Genomic DNA, 26,353 nt, shown 5'->3' with positions numbered 1-26,353 from the left:
TGCAACATGACGGAATGGATGTTCCTTGCCCAGCGAAACACCCTCGATTTGAGGGGTGGATCACCGCGCCAGTGCATGACCCGCCAAAGTGTCAGCGGTTTGGCGATAGGGAACCATGCACTTCCCTGTGTCAGTAAGCAGATACAGGCTCAGGCTGCGGGCTTCAACCTCGTCCACGGCGACAAGTTTGCAAGCTACTGATATTATTTGGGTTTACTTGAGGGGCCGAGGGTGCGTAGAGGTGATCCCGAACCTGGCGAGGCGGACCTGCAGTCTTTTCCCGACTGGATGAACAGGCCTTGGACCTTTCCGCTGTCGGATTCCACCCGCGAAACGCCCGTAGTCATGTCCACGAACAGGCGATCACCACGCAGCACATTCTTGCATTGGGTCAGCACCACCCCTCCGAGCATGGTGATCAGATTGGTCGTGGTGTCGAAGACGGCGGTGTTGCCGGTCACAACCTGATCCTTCTGGGTCACGACCACATTGCCTCTCGCCTCCAACCGCTTGATCGACGAGCTGCCGCCGGGGCCAGGGGTCGCGGACTGGATCGGGGCCGATTTGGCCGCGGACTTCGAACCCGGCGCCGGCGCCGAATTGGGCGCCGGCGCTGCTGTGGCCGAGCTCGATTCGTAAAACACCACCAGCGTCTTCGACGTCATGGTGGTGTCGCCCTGCACTACTTTCACGTTGCCGGCGAAGGTCGCTTCCTTTTTCTTGTCGCGCATCTCAAGCGTGGCGGCTTCGATCTGGATCGGCTGGTCGCGGTTCTGCGAAAAGCCCTGCATCGCATTGGGCACGCCGGTCACCGCGCTCTGTGCGTGGGCTTCACCCGAGCTCATCGCAAGAACAATGACGGCCGCGCGGGCCCGCCCCGAAACCCGACCAAATCCACGGATGCTTGGACGAACCATCATGACGAAAATCATTTCGGATTGGCGGACTTCGAGACAAAGACGCCATGAGCGATTGATATTATTTTGGTTTATTTGCGCCCGCGGACCCCGTCGGGGTCGGCGATGGCGAAGCACCGGGGAGCGGCGAGCCGCCCTGGCCCGACGACTGAAACAGGCCCTGCACGCGGCCGGAGTCGGATTCCACCCGCGATACGCCCGTGGTCATGTCGACCAGCAGCCGATCGCCGCGGAGCACATTCTTGCCCTGGGTCAACACCACCCCTCCGAGCATGGTAACGAGGTTGGTCTTGGTGTCGAAGACCGCGGTCTCGCCGGTCACCACCTGATCCTTCTGGGTCACAACCACGTTGCCCTTCGCCTCCAGCCGCTTGATCGACGAGCTGCCGCCGGGGCCAGGGGTCGCGGACTGGATCGGGGCCGATTTTGCCGCCGACTTCGAACCCGGCGCCGGCCCCGAATTGGGCGCCGGCGCTGGCGTAGCCGAGTTCGATTCGTAGAACACCACCAGCGTCTTCGACGTCATGGTGGTGTCGCCCTGCACCACCTTCACATTGCCGGCGAAGGTCGCTTCCTTTTTCTTGTCGCGCATTTCCAGCGTGGCGGCTTCGATCTGGATCGGCTGGTCGCGGTTCTGCGAAAAGCCCTGCATCGCATTGGGCACGCCGGTCACCGCGCTCTGTGCGGCCGCTTCAACGGCAGCGACCGTGGCCAGCGCAAGGGCGGCACAACAGCCGCCAAGCGCGATCCGCCGTATCAGGTTGCTGGACGGAAAAATTCTCATCAAGATCATTTGGGGTTGGCGGGCTTGCTGGAAACCGAGTGCGTCCGGGCGGGACGCGTCGGTTCGGGCGCCGGCGCGGCGGGCGGCTCCGGCGCGCTCTCGGCGGGCGGCAGCTTGTCGATGTTCATCACGACGTGGCCGTCGAACCTCACCACTTCCCCGCCGCCGGTGATCTTCATCTTGTCGGCGGACAGCGTTCCGTCCGCCCATTTCACATCGACATGTTCGTCCGACGTCACCGTACCCTTGCCCATGTCGACGAAGGCCTGGCTCAGCCATGCCTCATAGCCCGTACTGGTCTGCAAGTAGATATCCTTATGCAAATCGAGCAATTGCTGCTTGGTATCCATCAGCCCGTTGAGCGCGTCCAGCGTCACGGTCGATTGATCCTCCATCAGGACCTTCGCCCGCAACGTCTTGAGATCAACGTGATCCGGATCGGTCACATCCTGGGTCGCGGTTTTTGCCCAGACTTCGTAGGGCCGCCGGTCCGGCGTGTAGCCCGCCAGATGCGGCGACTCCATCGTGATCTTGGTGCCGGAGACCACGAGGTTTCCCATATCGAGCGGCAGCTTGGGCAACAGCATCCGGAACGGATTGAAGATCGACACCATCACGATCGCCGCCATCGACACGATCACTGCCGCGGGCACCGCAACGCGCAGTACCCGCACGATCCGGCTGTGGCGTGCGGCGATGGCAAAGCGCGCTTCCATTCCGGCTTGATAGGCAGGATTCTGAACCGAATTCACCACTGCTCCAGGCGAAGCGAGACCTGATCATTCTACCCGGGATCGCCGGGTCGCGCAGCCGGAACCTCGTGCTAGGAGTGTGTCCGAAACGGGGCGCAAGTGACTGGCAAGCGGCTGATACGACGCCTGAAAGGCCGTCTCGGCTCACGAATGCGCGAAAATGTCCTCGGTGTCCCAGCCCTGCAGATCGAGCTTTGCCCGGGTCGGCAGGAATTCGAAGCAGGCTTGCGCCAACCCGAGGCGGCCCTCGCGCGCGAGCATGGCGTCGAGCCGTTCGCGCAAACCATGCAGATGCAACACGTCGGAAGCCGCATAGGCCAGCTGGGCCTCGCTCAGCATCTGCGCGCCCCAATCGCTCGATTGCTGCTGCTTCGACAGATCGATGTTGAGGACTTCGCGCACCAGGTCCTTCAGGCCGTGGCGATCGGTGTAGGTGCGGGTCAGACGCGAAGCGATCTTGGTGCAATAGACCGGCTGTGGCATCACGCCGAAGGCGTTGTAGAGCGCGGCAAGATCAAACCGCGCGAAATGAAAAATCTTGGTGATTTTCGGGTTGGCGAGCAGCGCCTTCAGGTTCGGCGCGTCGGCTGGGCCCTTGCCATGATCCTTGGGGATCTGGACGACATCGGCACTGCCGTCGCCGCTCGACAGCTGCACCACGCAGAGCCTATCGCGATGCGGATGCAGCCCCATGGTCTCGGTATCGATCGCCACCGAGTCGGTGTAGCGGGTGAGATCGGGCAGATCGCCGCGGTGCAGGCGTACGGTCATGGTGTTTTCGGACCTTTTCGAATCGTTGCGGCCCAAACTACCGCCCAAATTCGAAAGAGGCGAGCGCGTGGTGCGCCCGGATCGACAGCAGGGTGGGCATCCAAGCACAAATGGTGCCCAGGAAAGGACTCGAACCTTCACGGCCGTTAAGCCACTGGCACCTGAAGCCAGCGCGTCTACCAATTCCGCCACCTGGGCCCGGGCCGGTTAGTACGGATCGGTCGCACGCTTGTCAAATTGGCGCGACGCGGCTTATTTCTGGCGCATTATCTTGCGGGCAAACGCCTCGCGTTTGTCCTGAGGGAAAACCGCTACCCACTTTGCGCTAACGCGGCCCTCCGGGTCCGGATCATACTCAAATAGGCTGTACAGCGCCGATATGATGGCGTATCGCGAAACGGCTAAATATCCCGGCGATCGACCGAATTTGACCCGCAGGAAATGACCTCCATGGCTTCGAATCTGGTGGCATCTAATCTGGACACCCTGGTCACGGTTTTCGGAGGATCAGGCTTTGTGGGGCGAAGCGTGGTCCGCGCGCTCTGCAAGCGCGATTATCGGATCCGGGTAGCGGTGCGGCGGCCGGAACTGGCCGGGCACCTGCAGCCGCTCGGCAAGGTCGGCCAGATCCACGCCGTGCAGGCCAATCTGCGCTACCCGGCCTCGATCGAGGCGGCGATGCGCGATTCCCACATCGCCATCAATCTGGTCGGCATCCTGGCCGAGGGCGGCGCGCAGACCTTCGACGCGGTACAGGCAAAGGGCGCCGCCGCCGTGGCCGAGGCGGCAGCCGCGGTCGGGGCGCGGATGGTGCATGTCTCCGCGATCGGCGCCGACGAGAATTCGCCGTCGCGCTACGCCCGGGCCAAGGCCGCCGGCGAACAGGCGGTGCTGTCGGCCATTCCCTCCGCCACGATCCTGCGGCCTTCGGTCGTGTTCGGACCGGAGGACCAGTTCACCAACCGATTCGCGGCATTGGCCCAGATATCGCCTGTGCTGCCGCTGATCGGCGGCGGCGTGACCAGGCTGCAGCCGGTCTATGTCGGCGATGTCGCGACCGCGGTCGCCGAGGCCGTCGACGGCAAGACCAGGCCCGGCGCGACCTACGAGCTCGGCGGTCCGGAAGTGCTGACGATGCGCGAGATCATGGAAATCATTCTTGCGACCATCGAACGTCACCGCATGCTGGCCTCGCTGCCGTTCGGCCTGGCCAAATTGCAGGCGCTGTTGCTGCAGTTCGCACCCGGAGCGTTGAAACTGACGCCCGATCAGGTTGCGCTGTTGCGCAGCGACAATGTGGTGTCGGAGGCGGCGAAAGCCGCCGGGCTCACGCTGGAGGGGCTCGGAATTGCACCGGATTCGCTGGAAGCGATCGCCCCGCAATATCTCTGGCGCTTCCGCAAGGCGGGACAGTTCGCGCACAAGGGCGCGTGATTTGAATGCGTCATCCTGAGGTGCGAGCCGTCTTCGGCGAGCCTCGAAGGATGGCAAGGCGGTACATGCGGCTCATCCTTCGAGGCGCGCAAGAGCGCGCACCTCAGGATGACGACGAATTCTCGCCTACCGCCCCATCGCCAGCGCAATCAGGCCCAGCGTGCCGACGACGACGCGCCACCATGCGAACAGCGTAAAGCCGTGGCGGGTGACGTAACTCAGGAATGTCTTCACCACGATGATCGCGGTGACGAACGACACCACGAATCCGATCGCAACGATCCCCAGATGGTCGGCGGTCATTTCGCCCCGGTTCTTGTAGAAATCGTAGGCGAACGCGCCGATCATGGTCGGGATCGCCAGGAAGAACGAGAACTCCGCCGCCGCGCGCTTGTCGGCGCCCAGCAGCATCGCCGCGACGATGCTGGCGCCGGAACGTGACACCCCGGGGATCATCGCCAGGCACTGCGCGAAGCCGATCGCCAGATACATCGGCAGCGGGAATGTCGTGGCGTCGTGCTCGTGCGGATCGTGATCGAGCTGATCGACCCACAGCAGGATCGCGCCGCCGACGATCAGCGAAAAGCACACCACCCAGGGATTGAACAAATAGGACTTGATGTAGCTGCCTGCCGCGGCGCCGATCACGGCCGCGGGCAGAAACGCCACCAGCACGCCAATGACGAAGCGACGGTCGTCGGGATTGGAGAACATGCCGAGCGCGATTCGCCACAATTTGACAAAGTAGATGGCAAGAATCGCCAGGATGGCCCCGAGCTGAATCAGCACCGTGAAGCTGTTCCAGAAACTGCCCTCGCCGAGATCGAAGAATCGTTCCGCCAGCAGCAGATGGCCGGTCGATGACACCGGCAGAAATTCCGTGACGCCCTCGATGATACCGAGAATCACCGCCCTCAACGAATCAGACATCATGACCTAGTGCCTCGTTTTGCAAGCTCGTGATCCATTGCCGCCGTTATCGTCGGTATCGGCCGAAAAAAGCCGGGTTCTTCTCGCTTATTCGCTTCCATGCCGCAACGTCAAAAACGCTAAAACACGGGTTGCCTCGGTCACAAGCTTCTGTAGTTTGGCGCACTTCTGCCGCCGGCCTGCCTCGAAGAGGAAGTTTTCTTAAGACTGCAAATCTATCAAGGGCTTCATGTTCACGCTGTTTCATCACCCATTCTGCCCGCATTCGCGCTTTATTCGCCTGGCGCTCGGCGAATACGGTCTGGATCTGCGGCTGGTGGAAGAGCGGGTCTGGGAGCGGCGCGAAGCGTTTCTCGCATTGAACCCCGCGGGCACGACGCCGGTATTGATCGCCGAAGGCCGGCCCCCCATTCCGGGCGCCGGCATCATCGCCGAGTATCTCGATGAGACCCATGGCGCCGCGCTCGCCGAGCGCCGGCTGATGCCGTCAGGGATCGGCGAGCGCATCGAAGTGCGCCGGCTGATGGCGTGGTTCAATGACAAGTTTTTCGAGGAGGCTTCCAATCCTCTGGTCACCGAGCGCATCTACAAGCGCTTCATGAGCGAGGACGACGGCGGCGGTCCGCCGGCGGCGGACGTGATCCGCGCAGCAAAGGCCAATGTGCGCTATCATCTGGCCTATATCGGCTGGCTGGCGCGGACGCGGAATTTTCTGGCCGGCGAACGACTGACCTATGCGGACCTCGCCGCCGCGGCGCATCTTTCGGCGATCGATTATCTGGGCGACGTGCCATGGATCGAGGACGACGCGGCAAAGGCCTGGTACGCGCGGGTGAAATCCCGCCCCTCGTTCCGTCCGCTGCTGAGCGAATGGCTGGCGGGCGTGCCGGCGTCGCAGACCTATGTGGACCTCGACTTCTGAACAACATCCGTCTCGTTCCCCGGATGCTGCGCCGCGCCGAGGGCTGCGCCTTCCGCGGCCCTCAGCGCTACGCTGCTGATCCGGGGCCCATCCTTCCATGCGGCGATCGTGTGGGTCCCGGCTTTGCGGAGCAGCGTGAAGAACGCTGCACCGCATCCGGGACACCACGAAACATTTGCGCTCCGAGGAGCGTTCGGTGAGCGCCCTTCTAAAGGCGTCCCTAACGCACGAGGCGCGCACGCTCGGCTTCGACTGCGTGGGCGTGACCGGCCCGGATGGGATCGCCGATGCCGGAAAACATTTCCGCGAATTTCTCGATGCCGGCGCGCATGGCGACATGGACTGGCTGGCCGCAAATCCGGAGCGCCGCATCGATCCGCGCGTGTTGTGGCCGGGCGTCCGTTCGGTGATCATGCTCGGCGTCAATTACGGGCCCGATGAAAATCCGCTGGCGATCTTGGCCCGGCGCACGCGCGGCGCGATCTCGGTCTATGCGCAAGGCGATGACTATCACGACCTGATCAAGAAGCGGCTGAAGGCGCTGGCGCGATGGCTGGTCGCGGCATCCGGTTGCGAGGTCAAGGTGTTCGTCGACACCGCCGCGGTCATGGAAAAGCCCTTGGCGCAGGCGGCCGGCCTCGGCTGGCAGGGCAAACATACCAACCTCGTCTCGCGCCAGTTCGGTTCATGGCTGTTTCTCGGCGCGATCTTCACATCATTGGACCTGCCGCACGATGAGGCTGACGCCGATCATTGCGGCTCGTGCCGGGCCTGCCTCGACATCTGCCCCACCTCGGCGTTTCCCGCGCCTTACAGACTCGATGCGCGGCGCTGCATTTCCTATCTCACAATCGAAAGCAGGGGGCCGATCCCGCGCGAATTTCGCCAGGCCATCGGCAACCGCATCTATGGCTGCGACGATTGCCTCGCCGTTTGCCCGTGGAACAAATTCGCGCAGGCCGGGCATGAGGCAAAGCTCGCGGCGCGCCAAGACTTGCGCGCGCCTGAACTGGCCGACCTTGCAAGGCTCGACGACGCGGCGTTCCGCGCAAGATTTACAAAATCGCCGGTCAAGCGCATCGGCCGCGACCGCTTCATCCGCAATGTGCTGATCGCGATCGGCAATTCGAACGACCGCGCGCTGGCGGTCGAGGCCGAACGCCTGCTGGCCGATCCAAGCCCCCTGGTTCGCGGCGCGGCGGTGTGGGCGTTGTCGCAATTGATGGCGCCGGAGGCGTTTGCGGTGCGCGCGGCAAATGCAATCGGCACCGAGAGCGATGACACCGTGGCCGCGGAGTGGCAGCGCGGATAATTTTCCACCGTCGTCCCGGGGCGGCGCGAAAGCGTCGAACCTCAGATGTGCAATTGCACATCGGGGAACCTCGAGATTCCGGGTTCGCTTCGCGCCCCGGAATGACAGAAAAATCTCACCCCATCTCCGCCACCGCCGCCAGGATCCGCGCGATATCCTGCGGCCGCGACAGCCGATGATCGCCGTCCTGGATCATGGTCAGCACCACGTCGTCAGCCGGCAACCGGTGCGCCAGCGCGAAAGCGTGCCGCCATGGCACGTCGGGATCCTGCGCGCCCTGCAGGATTCGAACTGGACATCCGACCTCGATGGCGCTGCCGAGCAGGAGATGCCTGCGGCCCTCTTCGATCAGGTTGCGGGTGATCGGATAGGGTTCGCCATATTCGGAAGGCCGCAGCCACACGCCCCTGGTCTCGATCTCCTGCCGGGCCTGCGGCGAAAAACCCTTCCACATCAGCTCTTCGGTGAAATCGGGCGCCGGGGCGATCAGCACGAGACCGGCCAGCGAGGCGGCGGTCGCCGGCCGCCGCGCCATTTCACGCGCCAGCAACAGCGCCATCCAGCCGCCCATCGAGGAGCCGATCACCACCTGGGGCCCGGCGCAGAATTGCTCGAACACCGCGACGCTCTCGTCCAGCCAGCGCCCGATGGTACCGTCGGTGAAATTGCCGCCGGATTCGCCATGGCCGGAATAGTCGAACCTGACGCAGGCGCGGTGCCGCTCGGCGGCCCAGGCGTCCAGCGCGACGGCCTTGGTGCCCATCATGTCCGACTTGAAGCCGCCGAGCCAGAACAGCCCGGGCAGGCCGCCGGCGCGGGCACGGACCGCGATGCGGCGCGCCGCACCGCCCTGGCCGACCTCGATGAAAGTGGGCGGCTGCCCGGTTGCCGCGGAATTGGTCATGGATGGTTACTCCGGTTTGCTCTGTTTGGGTGAGCCAAACCGATCCGTCAACGGACGCGCTTTGGGGCCCGCGCGGCGCTTGCGGAACGAATCCCCGACCTCTATGTGGCTGATCTGAACATTCCGTCCCGGCGGGAGTTGTTCGGCGTGACCAAAATGCCTCGCATTTGATGCTTTTCGCCCGCTGCGGCGCGAGTTCGCTTGCCCGCGCAGCCTTATTCCTTCAAACTGCAAGCTTCGTCCACAACCTTGGAGAACTACCCATTCGCCGTCCCAACAGAGCCCCGCCCGCTGCCACCAAAGACGGGCCGCGCACCAATGATGAAATCCGCAACGCCCAGGTTCAGCTGATCGATCAGAACGGCACCAACCACGGCACCGTCGAGACAGTCGCCGCCATCAAGATGGCGCTCGAAGCCGGCATGGACCTTGTGGAGATTTCGCCGAACACCAGTCCTCCCGTTTGTAAGATCATGGACTACGGGAAGTTCAAATATTCGGCGCAGAAGAAAGCCGCGGAGGCCCGCAAGAAGCAGAAGATCGTCGAGATCAAGGAGATCAAGCTCCGGCCGATGATCGACGATCATGATTACGATGTGAAGATGCGCGCGATGCAGCGGTTCTTCGAGGAGGGCGATAAGGTCAAGGTCACTCTTCGCTATCGCGGCCGCGAAATGGCGCATCAGGAAATCGGCACCAAACTCCTGGACAAGGTCAAGAGCGACGTCGCCGAATTTGCCAAGGTCGAGCAGGACGCCCGTTTCGAAGGCCGCCAGGTGGTGATGGTTCTGGCGCCGCGCTGATTGTACATCGTCGCCCCCGCGAAAGCGGGGGCCCATACGCCGCGGCCTTTCGGTTAGGGCGATCTGACAGACGGCTTTCTGCAACAATCCGTTGTGGTGGTTATGGGTCCCGGCTCAAGGCCGGGACGACAACGATTGGAGCGATTAGCCGCGCGTGGCCTGCCAGCTGCCGCTGCACCGGTCGCCGGAGATGATTCCGCTCCAGCGGCCCGCGCCTGAATTGCCGGCCAGCCGGCCACTGCCGCTGGCCGCCGACAGACCAAGCGATATTCTGACCGACACAACACCGGCCGGGCTGATGCCGCCCGTGACCTTGCCTCCTCCGGCGGACGAAACCCGACCGGCGGACACGGCGAACGGGAAGCTGTTGGTCGAGCTGCAGTTACCCGCCCGGGTCGCGAACACCACGTTCCAGGTGCCGTCATAGGCCCTCACCGCGGCAACGCTTCTGGCGGCGGCAGGACCAGCCGCCCCAGTCATGGCGGCGAGAACGGCCGCGGCGAAAATCCATCGCAGGGCACCGACGCGCCCGAAACCGGCGAACAAGGCCATCCATGGGGCTGAAATTGTCATTTTGTCCTGCTTTTTGACCGAGCCGCTTGCCGGCGTCGAATGATACGTCGGGCCATCCGGTTCCACGGTTCATCGTTGCCAATCCGGCCTGGTTCTGCCATAAGCGCCAACTTCATCGCCCGGCTGATCAAGGGCTGCCGTGGCGATGCCCATGCTGGTTATCTCACTTCAGAAATAACCGAGCATCTTCAACGCTCTAACGAGCATTTCAGCCGCGAAAGCGCCCTTCCGGGCGCGTTTTTTCTGCGGCAACAGGAGAGCCAAATGCCCAAGCTGAAGACCAAGTCGGGCGCTAAAAAGCGCTTCAAGGTGACTGCCACCGGCAAAGTGATGGCCGCCCAGCGCGGCAAGCGTCACGGCATGATCAAGCGGACGAAGAAGCAGATCCGTCAGCTCCGCGGCACCCGCGTGCTGTTCAAGACCGACGGCGACAACATCAAAAAATATTTCTTGCCGAACGCCTGATCGCGCTCTTAGCCGAGCCGCGTCCGCGCGGCGATCCGTCACCCATTTTCAGATAAAGGAGATCCGTCATGTCTCGCGTCAAACGCGGTGTGACCTCTCACGCCAAGCACAAGAAAGTCTACAAGGCCGCCAAAGGCTTCTACGGCCGCCGCAAGAACACCATCCGCGCCGCCAAGGCAGCGGTCGAAAAGGCCGGGCAATACGCCTTCCGCGACCGCAAGCGCAAGAAGCGCACGTTCCGCGCGCTCTGGATCCAGCGCCTCAATGCCGCCGTACGGCCGTTCGGCATGACCTACAGCGTCTTCATCAACGGCCTTTCCAAGTCAGGCATCATGGTCGACCGCAAGGTGCTGTCGGACCTCGCGATCCATGAGCCGGCGGCGTTCCAGGCGATTGCCGAGAAGGCCAAGGCTGCGCTGGCGGCGTAAGGCAAAGGCGTCAGCGGGCCCGCGAGGGCTGAGCCGCTGTCAGCGCCCGGCGTGAGTAACGCTGGGCGACCTCGGCGCGGCAGAAGGCCGTGAACGACCGGTACATCGTGCCTTGCTCGTTCCGGTACTTGCGGTCGCAGACCCGCATTTCGCGCTGATAAAGGTGCCTTTGGGTCTCGCTCAATCCAACAAGAAAATCGCCCTCGCATTTCTTCTCGACGACGGCGCCCGGACCAATGTCGCCGCTGGCGCCGAACGCGCAGGCCCCGAATAGCTTCACCGCGCGGTCGCAGCTCGGAGCCTCATGCAGCGCCGCAACGATGTCATCGAATTGCGTCGACTTGGCCGAGCACTGTTCCGGCGGCGATTTGGCGGCCTCGGCATCGCAGGTTTTCTTGACGATAGCGTTCAATTCGTCGATGCGGCTGGCAACGTATTTGCAGGCATCCAATACAGGACCGGTTGCGCCCCGGCACAGCTCCTGGTCGATGGTCAGACCGCTGCTGTCCTCGTACCGGCAGGCCTCGAATTTTTGCTGGGCTTTTTCACAACCCGGGGCCTTGTTCAGCGCAACCACGATGTCCTCGAAGCGGGTCGATTTGGCGGGGCAGCCTGCCGCTTGCGCCGGTTGGGCCGCCAGCGAGATGGCGGCAGCCAGGCCAGCCAGCCAGGAGGGTTTAAGGCGCATCTTGCTCGAACAGGTTCTTGGTCGCAGCGACGCTTAAAAGGGGTTCAAACGCCAGAGCATGATCCGGAAAAGTGGGCAGCGGTTTTCCGAAAAGATCATGCTCAAACAAAAAGATAGAGCGAGATGACGATTCAGCGAAAAGTCATCTCGCTCTAGGAATCATCCATCCCCTCATTCTTGGGCTTTTTGCTTGACCTTTCGGCCCCGGCGCGGCCACAACCAGCGGCCTTTTGGAAGAAGAGAGTTGATCCGTGTCCGACCTCGCAACCCTTGAACAAACTATCCTTGGCCAGATCGCCGAAGCGCCCGACGAAGCCGCCCTCGAGGCCGTGCGCGTCGCCGCACTCGGAAAGAAGGGCTCGATCTCCGCGCTGCTGGCGACCCTCGGCAAGATGTCGCCGGACGAGCGCAAGACGCAGGGTGCGGCGATCAACCTCGCCAGGGACAACGTCACGCAGGCGCTGACCGCGCGCCGCGATATCCTGAAATCGAAGGCGCTCGACGCAAGGCTTGCCTCCGAGACCATCGACGTCACGCTGCCGCCGCGCGAGGCCCTTACCGAACAGGGCCGGATCCATCCGCTCAGCCAGGTCATGGATGAACTCACGGCGATCTTCGCCGACATGGGATTTTCGATCGCCGAAGGTCCTGATATCGAAACCGACGACTACAATTTCACCAGACTGAATTTTCCCGAAGGCCATCCGGCGCGGGAGATGCACGACACGTTCTTCTTCAATCCGAAAGAAGACGGCTCGCGGATGCTGTTGCGAACCCACACCTCGCCGGTGCAGGTCCGCACCATGCTCACCCAGAAGCCGCCGATCCGCGTGATCTGCCCGGGGCGGACCTACCGCATCGATTCGGACGCGACCCATACGCCGCAGTTCCATCAGGTCGAAGGCCTTGTGATCGACAAGGGCTCGCATCTCGGCCACCTCAAATGGATCCTGCATGAATTCTGCAAGGCGTTCTTCGAGGTCGATCACATCAACATGCGCTTCCGCCCGTCGTTCTTTCCGTTCACCGAGCCCTCGCTTGAGGTCGACATCCAGTGCCGGCGCGACAAGGGCGAGATCCGCTTCGGTGAAGGCGAAGACTGGTTGGAGATTCTCGGCTGCGGCATGGTGCACCCCAACGTGCTGCGCGCCTGCGGCATCGACCCCGAGGTCTATCAGGGCTTTGCCTGGGGCATGGGCATCGATCGCATCGCGATGCTGAAATACGGCATGTCCGACCTGCGGCAGCTGTTCGAGAGCGACGTGCGCTGGCTGAGCCATTACGGCTTCAAGCCGCTCGACATCCCGACGCTGGCGGGAGGATTGAGCTCGTGAAATTCACCCTCTCCTGGCTGAAAGACCATCTCGAGACCGACGAGCCTTTGGAAAAGCTCGCCGACAAGCTCACCATGATCGGGCTCGAGGTCGAGAACATCGAGGACAAGGCGAAGCTGCTTTCGCCGTTCACCATCGCGCGCGTGATCTCCGCCGAGCAGCACCCCAATGCGGATCGCCTGCGGGTCTGCATGGTGGAGACCGGCCAAAAAAATGAACAGGGGCTCGCCGCGCCGGTGCAGGTCGTGTGTGGCGCGCCGAATGCCCGCGCCGGTCTCGTCAGCGTGTTCTCGGCTCCCGGCACCTTCATTCCCGGCAAGAACATCACCCTTGGAATCGGCACCATCCGCGGGGTCGAGAGCCGCGGCATGCTGTGCTCGGCGGCCGAACTGCAGATTTCCGAGGATCATGACGGCATCATGGAACTGCCGGCCGATGCGCCGATCGGCGCTGCCTACGCGCAGTGGGCCGGGCTCGGCGATCCCGTGCTTGAAATCAATCTGACGCCGAACCGGCAGGACTGCACCGGCGTGCACGGCATCGCGCGCGATCTTTCCGCCGCCGACATGGGCCGGTTCAAGGACCCCGCTATCCGCGCCATCAAGGGCGAATTCCCCTGCCCGGTGAAAGTGACGGTCGAGGACGCGACGCTGTGTCCGGGTTTTGCGCTGCGGCTGGTGCGCGGCGTCAAGAACGGCCCGTCGCCGGAGTGGCTGCAAAAGCGCCTGACCTCGATCGGGCTGCGGCCGATCAACGCGCTGGTCGATATCACCAACTTCATGACCTATGACCGCGCCCGGCCTCTGCATGTGTTCGACGCCGCCAAGGTGAAGGGCGATCTCATCGTGCGCCGCGCACGTGACGGCGAGACGCTGCTGGCGCTCGACGGCCGCACTTACGCGCTCGACAGCGGTACTTGCGTGATCGCCGACGATCACGGCGTCGAATCGCTGGCGGGCATCATGGGCGGCGAAGCCTCCGGCTGCTCGGAAGCGACCACCGACGTGCTGATCGAATCGGCGCTGTGGAACGAGATCAACATCGCCCAGACCGGCCGCAAGCTCGGCATCAATTCGGACGCGCGCTATCGTTTCGAGCGCGGCGTCGATCCGGCCTTCATGGTGCCGGGGCTCGAGATGGCCACCCGGCTGGTGATGGAGATCTGCGGCGGCACGCCGTCTGAAAACGTCGTCGTCGGCAAGGTGTTCGGCGACGACCGCGTGATCGATTTCCCGGTAACCGAGGTCAAACGCCTCGCCGGCATCGACGTGCCGGTCGCGGAGATGAAACGCATCCTCGGCCATCTCGGCTTCATGATGGTCGGCAGCGGCGCGGTGGTGAAAATCGCGGTGCCGTCGTGGCGGTCCGACGTCCACGGCAAGGCCGACATCGTCGAGGAAATCGTGCGCATTTTCGGCATCGACAAGGTGCCGATGACGCCGTTCGAACGTGGCGACGCGCCGCGCAAGCCGATCCTCAAGCCGATCCAGCTGCGTACCCGCCGCGCCAAGCGCGCACTCGCCGCGCGCGGCATGGTCGAGGCGGTGACATGGTCGTTCATCTCCAGACCGCATGCCGAATTGTTCGGCGGCGGCAAGAGCGAACTCGCGCTCGCCAATCCCATTGCCTCTGACCTGTCCGACATGCGGCCGGGCCTGCTGCCGGGTCTGGTTGCGGCAGCGCAGGCCAATTCCGATCGCGGCTTTGCCGATGTCGCGCTGTTCGAAGTGGGCCAGGTGTTCAGGGGCGACAGGCCGGAAGATCAACTGATCGCCGCATCAGGCCTGCGCCACGGCTTTGCGTCCTCGCAAGGCCTCGGCCGGCACTGGTCCGGCTCGGCGGTGGCCGACGCGCTCGACGCCAAGGCCGATGCGTTTGCAGTGCTGTCGGCCGCCGGCGCGCCGACGCAGGCGCTGCAGGTCGTGCCCGGCGGGCCGGACTGGCTGCATCCCGGTCGTTCCGGCACTATCCAGATCGGCCCGCAAAACGTGCTCGGCTATTTCGGCGAGCTGCATCCGCGCGCGCTGGAGGCGCTCGGCGCCGACGGCCCGCTGGTCGCCTTCGAGGTGATTCTGGATCGCATTCCCGACGCCAAGCAGAAGCCGACCCGCGCCAAGCCGGCGCTCGAACTCTCGGCCTTCCAGCCGGTGTCGCGGGATTTTGCCTTCATCGTCGATCGCGCCGTAAAGGCTGGTGACATCGTGCGCGCGGCGCAAGGCGTCGACAAAAAGCTGATCACTTCAGTCGGGGTGTTCGACGTTTACGAAGGCAACGGCATCGACGACGGCAAGAAGTCGGTCGCGATTGCGGTCACGATGCAGCCGCGCGAGAGGACCATGACCGATCAGGAGATCGACGCGGTGGCCGCAAAGATTATTGCCGAGGTCAACAAGAAGACCGGCGGCGTGCTGCGCTAGATTCCGATTCCATCGGACTCTGTTCCTCATTGTCGTCCCGGCGAACGCCGGGACCCATAACCACCGATGTCAATTGCTTGAAAGATTGCCGCCCCAGCCGTCACAACAATAATAATTTTGTGGTTATGGGTCCCGGCTCGCGCGGAGCCTGTCATCGGGCGCGCATTCGCGCCACCCGTTGGCTTGGCCGGGACGACGGCGTCTATCCCAGCACCAGATCGCAATAAGCGTAGCCGTCGCGCTCGACGCGCTCGCCGGTGGTGACCGGAAGCGGGCGCGCAAACATCGGCCCGGCCACCACGCAAGTGTGAAACTCGCCGTTCTCGCCGCAGGCGTCGACACCGCCGGGCAAATCGGCCAGCAGCTGCAGGTCGAATTTGCGTCCCGCGAATGCGGCCGGCAATTTCTTCAGATCGACGGTCGCGAGATAGGCTTCCATGCCGCTGGCGATCATCGCCTGCGCCAGCGGCAGGGTCGGCCGTTCCCAGAGCGGAAACACCGGCGTGACGCCGGTGCCGGCGAGCCTCGCTTCGCGATAGGCCCTGATATCGGCGAGGTAGAGATCGCCGAAGATGATATGGGTGATGCCTTGCCGCACGGCGCTGGCGACAGCCTCCCCCATCCGCGCTTCGTAAATCTCGTTCGGACAGGGATAGGGGATCGGCACGATGCGCGGCGGCAATCCCGCCGCCTCCAGCTGCGCGTGTAAAATCTCCTGCCGGACGCCGTGGATCGACACGCGGCCGAAGGTCTCGGTCACCGTGGTCAGTGCGCCGACGACGTCGTATCCCGCCGCGCGCCTGACTTCATGAACCGCGAAAGCGCTGTCCTTGCCGCTTGACCACGAGATCAACGCTTTCGGCTGCGATGATTTCAAGTGACCGTGGCTCCCGGGAGCGGCCTCGACATGGCTGATGGAATTCAATTGACCGGCGCTCCCGCGCCGCGGCCGCGCTGTTTCGGCGCGCGCGCGGGCGCCGTCCCCGGTTCGTTGAGCGCGCCGATTTTCCGCAGCGCCGCCTCGGCCGCGCGCTCGCCGCTTTCCCAGGCGCCGTCAACCGTGCCCCACAGGGTCTCGTGGGTTGCCTCGCCCGCGAGGAACATGCAGCCGATCGGTTCGGTGAGGATTTTTCGCGATGGTTGCCCACCGGGCGGCGCCACCGACATCGCACCGAGCGTGAACGGCGACGCGTTCCAGCGCGTCGCGCTCGATTTCCTGACCGCGGCCGCGAGCTCGCTGCCGAACAGCCTGGTCAGCCATTCCACCGCGAACGCGACCATCACCTTTTCGCCCTGGCCGGAAAGATCGCGGCCGAACGAGCCTGCGACATCGATCGCGCACAGCGACGATCCTCCGATATTTGCAAACAGCATCGCCGTGCGGGTGGAGTTGCTCTGCTCGATGACCGCGTCGTCGCGCCCCAGCCCCAGCGGGTTGCCCGGCAGTTGCAGGGCGATGCGATCGTAGCTGCCGAGACTCAATTTCGCCGCGGCGTCGAGCTGACGCTTGGGGATCTCGGGCGTGAATTTGATATTCCCAGCCGCGAGCACGTTGCTCGACACCGTGATGATGGCGGCGCGCGCGGCGATCCTGCCGGCTGGCGTCTCCACGGCGACGTCGCGGCCGCTCCAGCTGATCTGGCTTGCCGGCGTCGACAGCACCAGCGGGACCTGCTCACCGAGCCTGGCGATCAAGGTGCCCAAGCCCTGGCGGCAGCCGATCGTGGCATTGCGCTCCTGCGCCCGGATCTTGTCCATGACCGAGACATCTCTGAGATCCTTGCCGGTGGCGCTGGCGCCGAGCACGAATTCCGCCGTCCCCGCCCAGTCGCCCAGATCCTTCGGCAGTACCGAGGCGCAGGACACATCGGCCTTGCCGCGGGAGGCCTCGTCGATGGCACGGTTGGCGCGCACGAGGGCTGCCAGAAGTTCCTCGGTTTCGCCGGCCCGGGCGTTCCGTTGGCCGATGCGGATCCTCTGGCCGAGCGGCGTGGCGGCAACATCGAGCCCGGCATTGCGCGCGAGCCTGATCATCGGATTGGTGTCGGGATTGTGCAGCCAGCGCGCGCCGCGATCGAACGGCATCTCGAATGTCGCCGCATCGGTCAGGCAGCGCCCGCCGATCTGACCCGCCGCCTCCACCACGATAACCCTGCGGTTGGCGGCCTGGATACGCCGCGCCGCGGCGATGCCGGCGGCGCCCGCGCCGATCACGACAATGTCGGCCTCGCGCGGCAAGGGCGCGCCCCATGCGCGCCCGCCAAGGGCCGGCGCCACCGCGATCGCCGCGGATGCCGACAGGAGATCGCGCCGCGTCATTGCCATGTCATGGTTTCCGGAATTTTGAAAACAGGGGGAACATCTAGCGAACTTGCCGCATCCGGACGCCAGCGGCAACCATCATGGTGAATCAATCATGATTGATCGGCGCGCTGCATGAACTAAATTGCAACGGCTTTCGACCATGATAAAGGAACGAGAAAAGGCGGTCAGCAAAGCCGCTGGGGGGAAGATACCGTGGGCTTCGTGCTCGATACCGTCGGCAAGCTGATCGCTTCCTACCTTCAGAAGGAAGTGCCGGGCTATGAGCCGTTCACGCCGAGCGATCCCGAGCATCTGCGCGGTGTTATCGAACCCGGCGATGTCCTGCTGGTCGAGGGCAACAACCGCGTTTCCGGCATCATCAAATATCTCACGCAGTCGACCTGGTCGCATTCCGCGCTGTTCGTCGGCCCGATCGACGGCGCGACCGAACCCGACGGCGAACCGCATGTCCTGATCGAAGCCAATATCGGCGAGGGCGTGACGTCGGCGCCGCTATCGAAATATTTCCCCTATCACACCCGGCTATGCCGGCCGGTCGGCCTGATGTATGAGGACCGCAACACGGTCTGCCGCTACGCCATCAACCGGATCGGTTTCGGCTACGACACCAAGAATATTCTCGACCTGATGCGCTATCTGATTCCGCTGCCGATCCCGCAGCGCTGGCGCCGGCGCATGATCGCGTTCGGTTCGGGCGACCCCACCAAGATCATCTGCTCGGCCCTGATCGCGCAAGCATTCGACGCCGTGCGCTACCCGATCCTGCCCAAGATCACCCGCGCCGGCTCCAGGCAGGCGCGGCGCGAGATCCTTCATATCCGCGATTCATCGCTCTACATGCCACGCGATTTCGACATCTCGCCCTATTTCGAAATCGTCAAACCCACCATCGTGCACGGCTTCGACTACACCGCCCTGCACTGGGCCGACAAACAAAAGCCGCTCCAGGAGGTAGCGGGCCAATTCGGCATCTTTCCAGAAACGGTCAAATCGCCGCCGCTTGTTCCTGAAGAGATTGACGAAGAAGCGCCGCTTCCGGCTGTCGAAGTAGCGTTTGGAGTTGAAGAGGTGATGCTGGCCGAGTGCATCACCGTGACCGAACATTTAATCGCCGTCGAATGTGTTACGGCGTCTCCGCCGGAGCCCCGCGCCCTGCGGGCGGAAGAGCCGGTCGCCTAACAAGCGAGCCCAAGTCTCAGGCGGCCTTGGAAGTTCCGCGAGCATTCCGGCACGCCAGATTCCTCCTGAGACGCCTCACGTCAGCCATTGCCGTATTTCTTTTCTGCGGGCCAGCCGAGCAGGCGCGAGACGAGCGTGGGGGCTATTTGCTTCCCGCGCCGGGCATTTGCATCTGACCGGGTTGCATCCTCCCTGGCCCCATCTGCGATCCCATCATCGCCATCATGCCCATCCCCATATGGGGAGCGAGCAGATCGTTAGCGGTTTTCTTTTGGTCATCCGACAATGTCTCGTTCAGCTTGGCGAAAGCAGACTTCATCGTCCGGACGCCGTCGAGCCGCGCCAGAAGCCATTGCTCCTGCTGGTCAAGACGGTCTGCCATTGTCGCAGGCTTTGCTTGCGCATCAGCCGGCTTGGCCATCATCGATGCGCGAACTTCGGCGAGCTTCTTTGCATTTGTACGCAACGCGTCGGCAAAACCGTTCCAGGCGCTCGCCTGGGCATCGGTGATCTTGAGTTCGGTTCGCAGAAATGCGATGCGGCCTTCAATGCGATCGATGGTTGCCATGCCGCCCATGCCGGGGCCCATCATTCCCATCATCCCCATGTTGTGCATCATGGACATGCCGCTCATCATGTCCTTCATGTCGTTCATCATGCCCATCATGGGCATGTTACCCATACCGCCCGGCGCGGCCATGCCGGGCGAGTTGGGCGCCGGATTTGCTGGAGCGGGCGCGGATTGTGCGCTGTCCGCCGGGTGATGCGAATCGTGTTCGGCTGGGGATTGTGCCCATGTCGGGGTGATAAGTGCCGCGACCGAGAGTGCGGTCGCCATCATCAATCGCTTCATGGCTCTTCTCCCGTCGGCGAAGGCGGACCTTCCCGGCCCTAAATTTCTTTAAATTGAATATAACTGAGAGCAGCACCCGGACACTTGACGCATATCAACATCGCCCTGTGAGGATCGCGATGCGCACGATTTCGAACGTCCGGTCAGATGCCACCTTGGACGGGAAAGAACTGACCGAATGAGCAACGCCGAAACCTTGGCGCCCTCCATTCGCAGGAGTTCTTCACTCCGCCCGAGGCGACGGGAGCAGCTTGATTTGGGTCAAAAGTTAAAGCCGGCGACGTGATTGACTGTGTTTGCATTGGCCGGAGAAACAGACATGATCACTAATAGAATTATTGCTGCCGCGATTGCGGCCTCGTTCGCAGCTTTTCCCGCGATGGCACAGACCAGTTCCGACAGCGAAAACAACGGTCACCATTACTCAGGCGGACCGAAGACCGAAGTTCCCCATCACATGGGGAAGAAGGAGACGGTAGGCATGTCCACCACGCCTAAGCACACTGGAGGTCACCACTATCGCGGCGGCCCCGGTACATCGGTGCCGCACCACATGGGCGACAAGCAATAGGCGCTTCGATCTGGTCCCCTTGGCGCGCCTGCGCAGAGCAGGCGTTGCTTTGCTTCGCGCTTTAGGTCTTTGTCACCAAAATCTTTGCGTCGACGCTGGCGTGTCGCGCAACCTCATTTTTGTTTCTGAAGTTTCGTAACTACGTATCCGCCGTCCGCGATCTCGGCCTCGAACTTGACCCGGTCTCCGACCTTGACCTGCTTGAGCATGGCGGGGTCCTTCACGCGATAAACCATCGTCATGCCCTCCTCCATGCCGAGGCTCTTGGCCGGACCGTGCTTTAACGTGACCTTTCCCGCATTTTCGTCAATCTTCCTGATCTCACCGCTGATCGCCGTTTCCTGCGCGGCCACTGCCGTAACGAGCAAAGCCGCGGCGAGAGCCGCTCCTGCCGCGTGCATTAATTTATTCATCATCTGCTCCGTTCCGCTGGAATTGCGTGTCTCATTTTACGACGACGCGACCCGTCATGCCGTATTCTCTATGATCCGGAATCAGGCAAGAATATTCGAATGTTCCGGCCTTGGTGAATTTCCAGAGTATCTCGGCCGATTTTTTCGGGCCGACGCGCACGCCGTTGGGATCGTCGTGCTCCATGTGTGGAAACTTCTTCATCAACTCAGCGTGCTTGAGGTTTTCCCCGGTAGTGGCCAGCAGGAATTCGTGGTCCTCAGTGCCGACGTTGCGGAGCACGAAGCGTATCTGCTCGCCGCGTTTGACCTCAATTCTGTAGGGATCGAATTCCATCTCGCTCATTGCGATCTCAATGGTGCGAGAGGGCTTCTTCGGATCACCGGGCTCTCCCGCCGAATAGGTCGAATGGTGCTCGTGAGCGGACGCCATCGTGGACCAGCCAGCAAGGAACAGCTGTATCGTCAATATCGTGAGTGGCCCCGTCTTGGTCAATCTCATCATGGCTCCGTTCTCTCGTATGTGCTTTTCGGTCGGGTGCGGCTCGCAGCTTTGCGGACGGAATTGGTAACCCATATCGCCTAAAGGGTGACGGGTTGAGCCTGTTTCAATACAGTCGGTTTGTCAGGACTCAGGCCACTTTGCTTCACTAATCCATAGATCGCAGGTATCACGATCAGCGTCAGCAGGGTCGATGAAACCATGCCGCCGATCATCGGCACCGCGATCCGCTGCATGATCTCTGAGCCGGTGCCGGTGCTCCACATGATCGGCAGCAGACCCGCCATGATCGCGACCACGGTCATCATCTTCGGACGCACGCGCTCCACGGCGCCGACCATGATGGCATCATAGAGGTCGTGTCGGGTCAGTCCGCGGCCTTCAGCCTGGCGCCGAGCCCGGACTTCCTCCAGCGCATGATTGAGATAGATCAGCATCACGACGCCGGTTTCGGCGGCGACGCCGGCGAGCGCGATGAAGCCGACGACGACCGCCACCGAGAGATTGAAGCCGAGCCACCACATCAGCCAAATCCCTCCGACCAGGGCAAAGGGCAGCGACAACATCACGATCATCGTATCGGCGATGGAACGGAAATTGAGATAGAGCAGCAGAAAGATGATCAGCAGCGTCACCGGCACGACGACCTTCAGGCGCGCCGTCGCGCGTTCGAGGTACTCATACTGGCCACTCCACATCACGTAGTAGCCGGGCGGGAAGTGGATGCTGGCCTGTACCGCCCGCTTGGCGTCGGCGACGTAGCCGCCGAGATCGCGGTCGCGGATGTCGACGTAGATATAGCTGGCCAACTGCCCGTTCTCGGTCCGGATCGACGTTGGTCCCCGCGCGGGCTCGACCTTCGCGACCTCCCCAAGCGGCACCGTGCCGCCCGCCGGCATCGGGATCTGGATATCGTTGGCGATGGCCTGCGGATTGTCCCTCAGGTCCCGCGGATAACGCATGTTGACGCTGAAACGCTCGCGGCCTTCCACGGTCGTGGTCACCGTCTGGCCCCCGAGCGCGGTGGCGATAACGTCCTGGACGTCCTGGATCATGATGCCGTAGCGCGCCAGCGCGGCGCGGTCCGGCGTCACATCGAGATAGTAGCCGCCGATCCCGCGTTCCGCATAAGCCGATGACGTGCCCGGAACGGTCTTCAGGACCTGCTCGATCTGTTTGGCCAGCCTGTCGATCTCGACCAGATCGGTGCCCATTACCTTGACCCCGATCGGCGTCCGGATCCCGGTCGACAACATGTCGATACGGGCCTTGATCGGCATGGTCCAGGCGTTGGACACCCCGGGAAACTGCAGCGCCTTGTCCATTTCCGCGATCAGGCCGTCGACCGTCAAGCCAGGACGCCATTGTTCTTTCGGCTTGAGGTTGACGATCGTCTCGAACATTTCGGAGGGAGCCGGATCGGTCGCCGTCGCTGCGCGGCCTGCCTTGCCAGAGACGGACGACACCTCAGGGAACGAGCGGATGATGCGATCCTGCATCTGCAAGAGCTCCGCGGCCTTGGTGACGGAAATGCCCGGCAGCGTCGTCGGCATGTAGAGCAGCGTGCCTTCATTCAGGCTGGGCATGAATTCGGTGCCCAGTTGCCGCGCCGGCCAGATCGTAACGGCGAGAATGGCCAGTGAAGCGAGGATCACCGGCACCTTGGCGTGCATCACTGTTGCGATGGCAGGCCGATAGATCCAGATCAGAAAGCGATTGATCGGATTCTTGTGCTCCGGAACGATCCGGCCGCGGATGCAGACGACCATCAGCGCAGGCACCAGCGTGACCGACAGCAAAGCTGCCGCCGCCATCGAGAAGGTCTTGGTGAAGGCAAGCGGGTTGAACAGCCGCCCCTCCTGCGATTCCAGCGTGAAGATGGGCATGAACGAGACGGTGATGATCAGGAGGCTGAAGAACAGCGCCGGTCCGACCTCGGCGGCGGCCTCGATCAGGACGTCGATCCGCGAGCGTCCCGGCTCGGCCCGCTCAAGGTGCTTGTGGGCATTCTCGATCATGACGATGGCCGCATCGATCATGGCGCCGATGGCAATGGCGATGCCGCCCAGGCTCATGATATTCGCCCCAAGGCCGAGCGGCTTCATCGCACCGAATGCCATCAGGATGCCCACCGGCAACATGATGATCGCCACCAGCGCGCTGCGGAAATGCAGCAGAAACACGATACAGACCAGCGCGACGACAATGCTCTCCTCGAAAAGAGTGTGCTTGAGCGTTTCGATGGCCGCTTTGATGAGGTTCGAGCGATCGTAGACCGCAACGATTTCGACCGATTTGGGCAGACTTGCGGCGATCTCCTTGAAGCGTTTCTTGACATTCTCGATCACATCGAGCGCGTTGACGCCGAAGCGCTGCAGCACGATGCCGCTGGCGACTTCGCCTTCCCCGTTGAGTTCGGTGACCCCACGTCGCTCGTCGGGGCCGATCTCGACCCGGGCGACGTCGCGCAACAGGACGGGCGTGCCGTTGCTGGTTTTCAGCACGATGTTGCCGAGGTCGTTGATACCCTTCAGATATCCCTTGCCGCGGATGACATATTCGAACTCGGAGAGTTCGACGGTGCGGCCTCCGACGTCGGCGTTGCTGGCGCGGATCGCGTCACGCATCTTCTGCATGGTGATGCCGAGGTCGCGCATCCGCTGCGGATCCAGGATGACGTTGTATTGCTTGACGAAGCCGCCGATGCTGGCGATCTCGGCGACGCCTTCGGCCTTCGCCAACGCGAATTTCAGATTCCAGTCCTGGATGGTGCGCGTCTCCGAAAGATTCAGCTCTTTCGAGATCACCGCGTATTGATAGACCCAACCTACCCCCGTGGCGTCCGGACCGATCGTGGGCGCTACGCCCGGGGGCAACCGCGACGCCGCACTGTTCAGGAACTCGAGAACCCGCGAGCGGGCCCAGTAGATATCAGTGCCGTCCTCGAAGATGACGTAGACGAACGACACCCCGAAGAACGAGAAGCCGCGCACGGCCTTCGAGCGCGGCACGGTCAGCATCGCGGTCGTCAGCGGATAGGTGACCTGATCCTCGATTACCTGCGGCGCCTGACCCGGATATTCCGTGTAGACGATGACCTGGACGTCGGAGAGATCCGGTATGGCGTCGAGCGGCAGATGCGTAAGCGCGTAAAGCCCGGCAGCGGCCGCAAACCCTGCGCCGAAGAATACCAGCAGGAGGTTGTGTGCCGACCAGGCGATGAGACGCGCGATCATGGGCGTGCTCCGCCGTCCGAGAAGCCCTTGAGAGCGGCTTTCAGATTGCTTTCGGCATCGATCAGGAAGTTGGCCGAGACAACGACGGGCTCTCCTTCGGCGAGACCATCGCGGATTTCGACATAGCCGCCGCCCCGATGCCCAAGCTTCACGTCGCGCGGCTCGAAGCGTCCTTGGCCTTTTTCGACAAATACGGCCTGCCGGCTGCCGGTATCGAGAACCGCGCTGTCCGCAACGGACAGGACCGGCTGCCGGCTGCCGGTTTCGATCTCCGCGTCCACATACATATCGGGAAGCAATGCCGCGTCAGGGTTCGCGAGTTCGACCCTCACGCGGGCGGTCCTCGTCTCCCGGTTCACTTGCGGATAGATCACGCTGATCTTCCCGCCAAACTCTCGGCCCGGATAGCTCCGGGCCCGCACAATGACCGGCAGACCAGTGTTCAGCGCACCGAGATCGCGCTCTGCGACGTCAATCATCGCCCACACGACGGACGTATCGGCAACGCGAAATAGCACGTCGCCCGGCTGTGCCCGCATTCCCTCGATGGCGTTGCGTTCGAGAACGACGCCATCGCGCGGCGCCGACCACTCGATCGCGATCGGAACCGAACCGCTCTTTTCCATCGCCACGATCACCTCGTCCGGTACATCGAGGTTCATCAGTCGCTGCCGCGAGCCGCGGCCATACCCTGCCGTAACGCCTGATGTCTTTGAGTTGATCGTGGCCACGTACTCCGCCGCGGCCGACGAAATGGATGGGCTATAGATCTCCATCAGCGGCTGGCCTTTCACGACCCTCGTGCCGGTCGTGACGTTTGCAACCTTCTGAACCCAGCTTTCCGATCTCATCGAGATGACCGATATGCGGCGTTCGTCGAGTTGAATGGTGCCGAGGGCCCGGATCGCCGTCCGGATCACTCGCAGAGCGGCGGGCTCCGATTTCACGCCGGTTCGTTGGATCTTTCCGGGCGACAGCTTGATCGCTCCGTCGTCGGTGTCTTCGCCCTCGTAGACGGGGATGTAGTCCATCCCCATCGGATCTTTCTTGGGAACAGGCGACGTGTCGGCGAGTCCCATTGGATTGCGGTAGTATTTTATCTTGCGGTCTGCCGTGGTTGCCGGCGCAGGCGCCGCGACAGGTTCGTCATCGAAGCTCAGGTCGGCGCCGGCCGGCACCGCCCGGTAATCCCGCGCGTCCGGCGTCTTCCTGGGCGTCAGCGAGTAGAACGGGCGTCCGTCCGGATCCTGATAATAGATCGGCTCGCTGCTTCCCTGCGCCGCCGCCGGTGAAACGAGCGCAACGTTCGATGTACCCGTTAAATGAAGGTCCCCGCGGACGGCAATGAATCCGCCACCCGCCGTCGCTATCGCGACGGCAATGATGGCACCCGCGATGATGGCGCGCTTCATTTCTGGGCGCTGATGACGAGCTTGCTTTCGAGCGTGCCGGTCTCGCCCTGCACTTTCGCGCCGAGCGAGAGCTGCCACTTTCCTTCCATGCCGAAGGCCGCCTTGAACCGATAGCTGCCAGGTTCTCCGTCCGGTTCGCGCGCGATTTTGGTAGCCATTTCCGGCATGCCTTCGGGCGCCATGTCGAGACGGGTAGCGAAGATAACCGCGTCAGGCACCGGCTTGCCGGTTGTCTTGTTGACAAGCCGCAACGTGACGATCTTGTCCTTGCCGACGGTAACGGTCGGCTCGACGAGCCTGAACTCGTAGTCCTTGATTTCGGCACGGGCGATTCCGGTTGAGCCGATCATGGCAATGCCGATGAGCGCGGCCGTTGCGGCGCGCGAGATGTCTAACGTCCTCATTTGAGAAAATCCTCCGATGTCATGGTC

26 protein-coding genes and 1 tRNA gene are annotated in these 26,353 nt (G+C 62.9%); 10 read left to right on the top strand and 17 right to left on the bottom strand.

Annotated elements, in window-relative coordinates; genetic code table 11:
- Window positions 1-203: 203 nt before the first annotated feature.
- From E8A46_RS26420 to E8A46_RS26400, 5 genes are all read right to left on the bottom strand, one after another.
- Window positions 204-845 (bottom strand): LptA/OstA family protein, encoded by a 642-nt coding sequence (locus E8A46_RS26420; RefSeq protein WP_291567615.1) that lies wholly within the window; start codon window positions 843-845, stop codon window positions 204-206.
- A 133-nt stretch (window positions 846-978) separates the two neighbouring features.
- A complete protein-coding gene (locus E8A46_RS26415; RefSeq protein WP_291567481.1) occupies window positions 979-1,701 on the bottom strand; it encodes an LptA/OstA family protein in 723 nt (240 codons plus the stop codon).
- A 5-nt stretch (window positions 1,702-1,706) separates the two neighbouring features.
- Window positions 1,707-2,453: an LPS export ABC transporter periplasmic protein LptC gene (lptC, locus tag E8A46_RS26410; protein ID WP_291567479.1), complete on the bottom strand. Its 747-nt coding sequence runs from the start codon at window positions 2,451-2,453 to the stop codon at window positions 1,707-1,709.
- Between the two features lie 144 nt (window positions 2,454-2,597).
- The gene (locus tag E8A46_RS26405; RefSeq protein WP_291567477.1) at window positions 2,598-3,224 is read right to left on the bottom strand and encodes a ribonuclease D; all 627 of its coding nucleotides are present in this window, start codon (window positions 3,222-3,224) and stop codon (window positions 2,598-2,600) included.
- 111 nt (window positions 3,225-3,335) lie between these two features.
- Window positions 3,336-3,422: transfer RNA gene (locus E8A46_RS26400), tRNA-Leu, on the bottom strand.
- A gap of 267 nt (window positions 3,423-3,689) precedes the next feature.
- Between E8A46_RS26400 and E8A46_RS26395 the strand changes: the two genes are divergently transcribed.
- Window positions 3,690-4,658 carry a complex I NDUFA9 subunit family protein gene (locus tag E8A46_RS26395; protein WP_291567613.1) on the top strand — a complete coding sequence of 323 codons (969 nt, stop codon included), beginning with the start codon at window positions 3,690-3,692 and terminating at the stop codon, window positions 4,656-4,658.
- A 126-nt stretch (window positions 4,659-4,784) separates the two neighbouring features.
- Here E8A46_RS26395 and E8A46_RS26390 read toward each other — a convergent pair whose 3' ends face one another.
- Complete coding sequence (locus E8A46_RS26390) at window positions 4,785-5,591, bottom strand: undecaprenyl-diphosphate phosphatase (RefSeq protein WP_291567475.1); 807 nt, start codon at window positions 5,589-5,591, stop codon at window positions 4,785-4,787.
- A gap of 226 nt (window positions 5,592-5,817) precedes the next feature.
- Here E8A46_RS26390 and E8A46_RS26385 point away from each other — a divergent pair, with 226 nt between their 5' ends.
- Both E8A46_RS26385 and queG read left to right on the top strand, forming a co-directional pair.
- Window positions 5,818-6,510, top strand: coding sequence for a glutathione S-transferase family protein (locus E8A46_RS26385; RefSeq protein ID WP_291567473.1), 693 nt, complete (start codon window positions 5,818-5,820; stop codon window positions 6,508-6,510).
- Window positions 6,511-6,706: 196 nt separating this feature from the next.
- Entirely contained in the window at window positions 6,707-7,822 is a 1,116-nt protein-coding gene (gene queG, locus E8A46_RS26380) for a tRNA epoxyqueuosine(34) reductase QueG (RefSeq protein ID WP_291567472.1), read from the top strand.
- Between the two features lie 115 nt (window positions 7,823-7,937).
- Here the strand turns inward: queG and E8A46_RS26375 are convergent, their stop codons facing one another.
- Entirely contained in the window at window positions 7,938-8,726 is a 789-nt protein-coding gene (locus E8A46_RS26375) for an alpha/beta hydrolase (RefSeq protein WP_291567470.1), read from the bottom strand.
- Window positions 8,727-8,989: 263 nt separating this feature from the next.
- Here E8A46_RS26375 and infC point away from each other — a divergent pair, with 263 nt between their 5' ends.
- The gene (gene infC / locus E8A46_RS26370; protein ID WP_291567611.1) at window positions 8,990-9,529 is read left to right on the top strand and encodes a translation initiation factor IF-3; all 540 of its coding nucleotides are present in this window, start codon (window positions 8,990-8,992) and stop codon (window positions 9,527-9,529) included.
- Window positions 9,530-9,673: 144 nt separating this feature from the next.
- Here the strand turns inward: infC and E8A46_RS26365 are convergent, their stop codons facing one another.
- Window positions 9,674-10,009 carry a hypothetical protein gene (locus E8A46_RS26365; protein ID WP_291567609.1) on the bottom strand — a complete coding sequence of 112 codons (336 nt, stop codon included), beginning with the start codon at window positions 10,007-10,009 and terminating at the stop codon, window positions 9,674-9,676.
- Window positions 10,010-10,366: 357 nt separating this feature from the next.
- Here E8A46_RS26365 and rpmI point away from each other — a divergent pair, with 357 nt between their 5' ends.
- Together rpmI and rplT are read left to right on the top strand one after the other, a co-directional pair.
- Complete coding sequence (rpmI, locus tag E8A46_RS26360) at window positions 10,367-10,567, top strand: 50S ribosomal protein L35 (protein ID WP_100415670.1); 201 nt, start codon at window positions 10,367-10,369, stop codon at window positions 10,565-10,567.
- Between the two features lie 68 nt (window positions 10,568-10,635).
- Window positions 10,636-10,995 (top strand): 50S ribosomal protein L20, encoded by a 360-nt coding sequence (rplT, locus tag E8A46_RS26355; RefSeq protein WP_291567468.1) that lies wholly within the window; start codon window positions 10,636-10,638, stop codon window positions 10,993-10,995.
- Window positions 10,996-11,005: 10 nt separating this feature from the next.
- Here the strand turns inward: rplT and E8A46_RS30510 are convergent, their stop codons facing one another.
- On the bottom strand, window positions 11,006-11,683 hold the full coding sequence (locus E8A46_RS30510) for a hypothetical protein (RefSeq protein ID WP_363252611.1): 678 nt from the start codon (window positions 11,681-11,683) through the stop codon (window positions 11,006-11,008).
- A 251-nt stretch (window positions 11,684-11,934) separates the two neighbouring features.
- Here E8A46_RS30510 and pheS point away from each other — a divergent pair, with 251 nt between their 5' ends.
- Complete coding sequence (gene pheS, locus E8A46_RS26345; protein ID WP_291567466.1) at window positions 11,935-13,017, top strand: phenylalanine--tRNA ligase subunit alpha; 1,083 nt, start codon at window positions 11,935-11,937, stop codon at window positions 13,015-13,017.
- Window positions 13,014-15,434 (top strand): phenylalanine--tRNA ligase subunit beta, encoded by a 2,421-nt coding sequence (gene pheT, locus E8A46_RS26340; RefSeq protein WP_291567464.1) that lies wholly within the window; start codon window positions 13,014-13,016, stop codon window positions 15,432-15,434. The genes pheS and pheT overlap by 4 nt, the downstream gene beginning before the upstream one ends.
- 202 nt (window positions 15,435-15,636) lie before the next feature.
- Here the strand turns inward: pheT and E8A46_RS26335 are convergent, their stop codons facing one another.
- On the bottom strand, window positions 15,637-16,311 hold the full coding sequence (locus E8A46_RS26335; RefSeq protein WP_291567462.1) for an adenine nucleotide alpha hydrolase: 675 nt from the start codon (window positions 16,309-16,311) through the stop codon (window positions 15,637-15,639).
- A gap of 44 nt (window positions 16,312-16,355) precedes the next feature.
- The gene (locus E8A46_RS26330; RefSeq protein WP_291567460.1) at window positions 16,356-17,759 is read right to left on the bottom strand and encodes an FAD-dependent oxidoreductase; all 1,404 of its coding nucleotides are present in this window, start codon (window positions 17,757-17,759) and stop codon (window positions 16,356-16,358) included.
- 192 nt (window positions 17,760-17,951) lie between these two features.
- On the opposite strand from E8A46_RS26330, the gene E8A46_RS26325 reads away from it, so the two are divergent.
- On the top strand, window positions 17,952-18,938 hold the full coding sequence (locus E8A46_RS26325; RefSeq protein ID WP_291567457.1) for a YiiX/YebB-like N1pC/P60 family cysteine hydrolase: 987 nt from the start codon (window positions 17,952-17,954) through the stop codon (window positions 18,936-18,938).
- 142 nt (window positions 18,939-19,080) lie between these two features.
- On the opposite strand, the gene E8A46_RS26320 is transcribed toward E8A46_RS26325, so the two are convergent.
- Complete coding sequence (locus E8A46_RS26320; RefSeq protein ID WP_291567455.1) at window positions 19,081-19,791, bottom strand: Spy/CpxP family protein refolding chaperone; 711 nt, start codon at window positions 19,789-19,791, stop codon at window positions 19,081-19,083.
- Window positions 19,792-20,110: 319 nt separating this feature from the next.
- On the opposite strand from E8A46_RS26320, the gene E8A46_RS26315 reads away from it, so the two are divergent.
- Window positions 20,111-20,362 (top strand): hypothetical protein, encoded by a 252-nt coding sequence (locus E8A46_RS26315; RefSeq protein WP_291567453.1) that lies wholly within the window; start codon window positions 20,111-20,113, stop codon window positions 20,360-20,362.
- Between the two features lie 113 nt (window positions 20,363-20,475).
- On the opposite strand, the gene E8A46_RS26310 is transcribed toward E8A46_RS26315, so the two are convergent.
- The 5 genes from E8A46_RS26310 to E8A46_RS26290 all read right to left on the bottom strand — a co-directional run bounded on the left by E8A46_RS26310 (window position 20,476) and on the right by E8A46_RS26290 (window position 26,326).
- Window positions 20,476-20,775, bottom strand: a complete 300-nt coding sequence (locus E8A46_RS26310) for a copper-binding protein (protein WP_291567451.1) — start codon at window positions 20,773-20,775, stop codon at window positions 20,476-20,478.
- A 31-nt stretch (window positions 20,776-20,806) separates the two neighbouring features.
- Window positions 20,807-21,277: a cupredoxin family protein gene (locus tag E8A46_RS26305; RefSeq protein WP_363252599.1), complete on the bottom strand. Its 471-nt coding sequence runs from the start codon at window positions 21,275-21,277 to the stop codon at window positions 20,807-20,809.
- 77 nt (window positions 21,278-21,354) lie between these two features.
- On the bottom strand, window positions 21,355-24,510 hold the full coding sequence (locus E8A46_RS26300) for a CusA/CzcA family heavy metal efflux RND transporter (RefSeq protein ID WP_291567449.1): 3,156 nt from the start codon (window positions 24,508-24,510) through the stop codon (window positions 21,355-21,357).
- Window positions 24,507-25,922 (bottom strand): efflux RND transporter periplasmic adaptor subunit, encoded by a 1,416-nt coding sequence (locus E8A46_RS26295; protein ID WP_291567447.1) that lies wholly within the window; start codon window positions 25,920-25,922, stop codon window positions 24,507-24,509. The genes E8A46_RS26300 and E8A46_RS26295 overlap by 4 nt, the downstream gene beginning before the upstream one ends.
- On the bottom strand, window positions 25,919-26,326 hold the full coding sequence (locus E8A46_RS26290) for a FixH family protein (protein ID WP_291567445.1): 408 nt from the start codon (window positions 26,324-26,326) through the stop codon (window positions 25,919-25,921). Before E8A46_RS26290 ends, E8A46_RS26295 begins: the two co-directional genes overlap by 4 nt.
- Between the last annotated feature and the right edge of the window lie 27 nt (window positions 26,327-26,353).

Origin of the sequence: Bradyrhizobium sp. (genome assembly GCF_004799445.1) — a bacterium.
Taxonomy (GTDB): Bacteria; Pseudomonadota; Alphaproteobacteria; order Rhizobiales; family Xanthobacteraceae; genus Bradyrhizobium.
The sequence above is the reverse complement of the archived record's forward strand: the minus strand, read 5'-3'. Positions and strand labels throughout refer to the sequence as shown.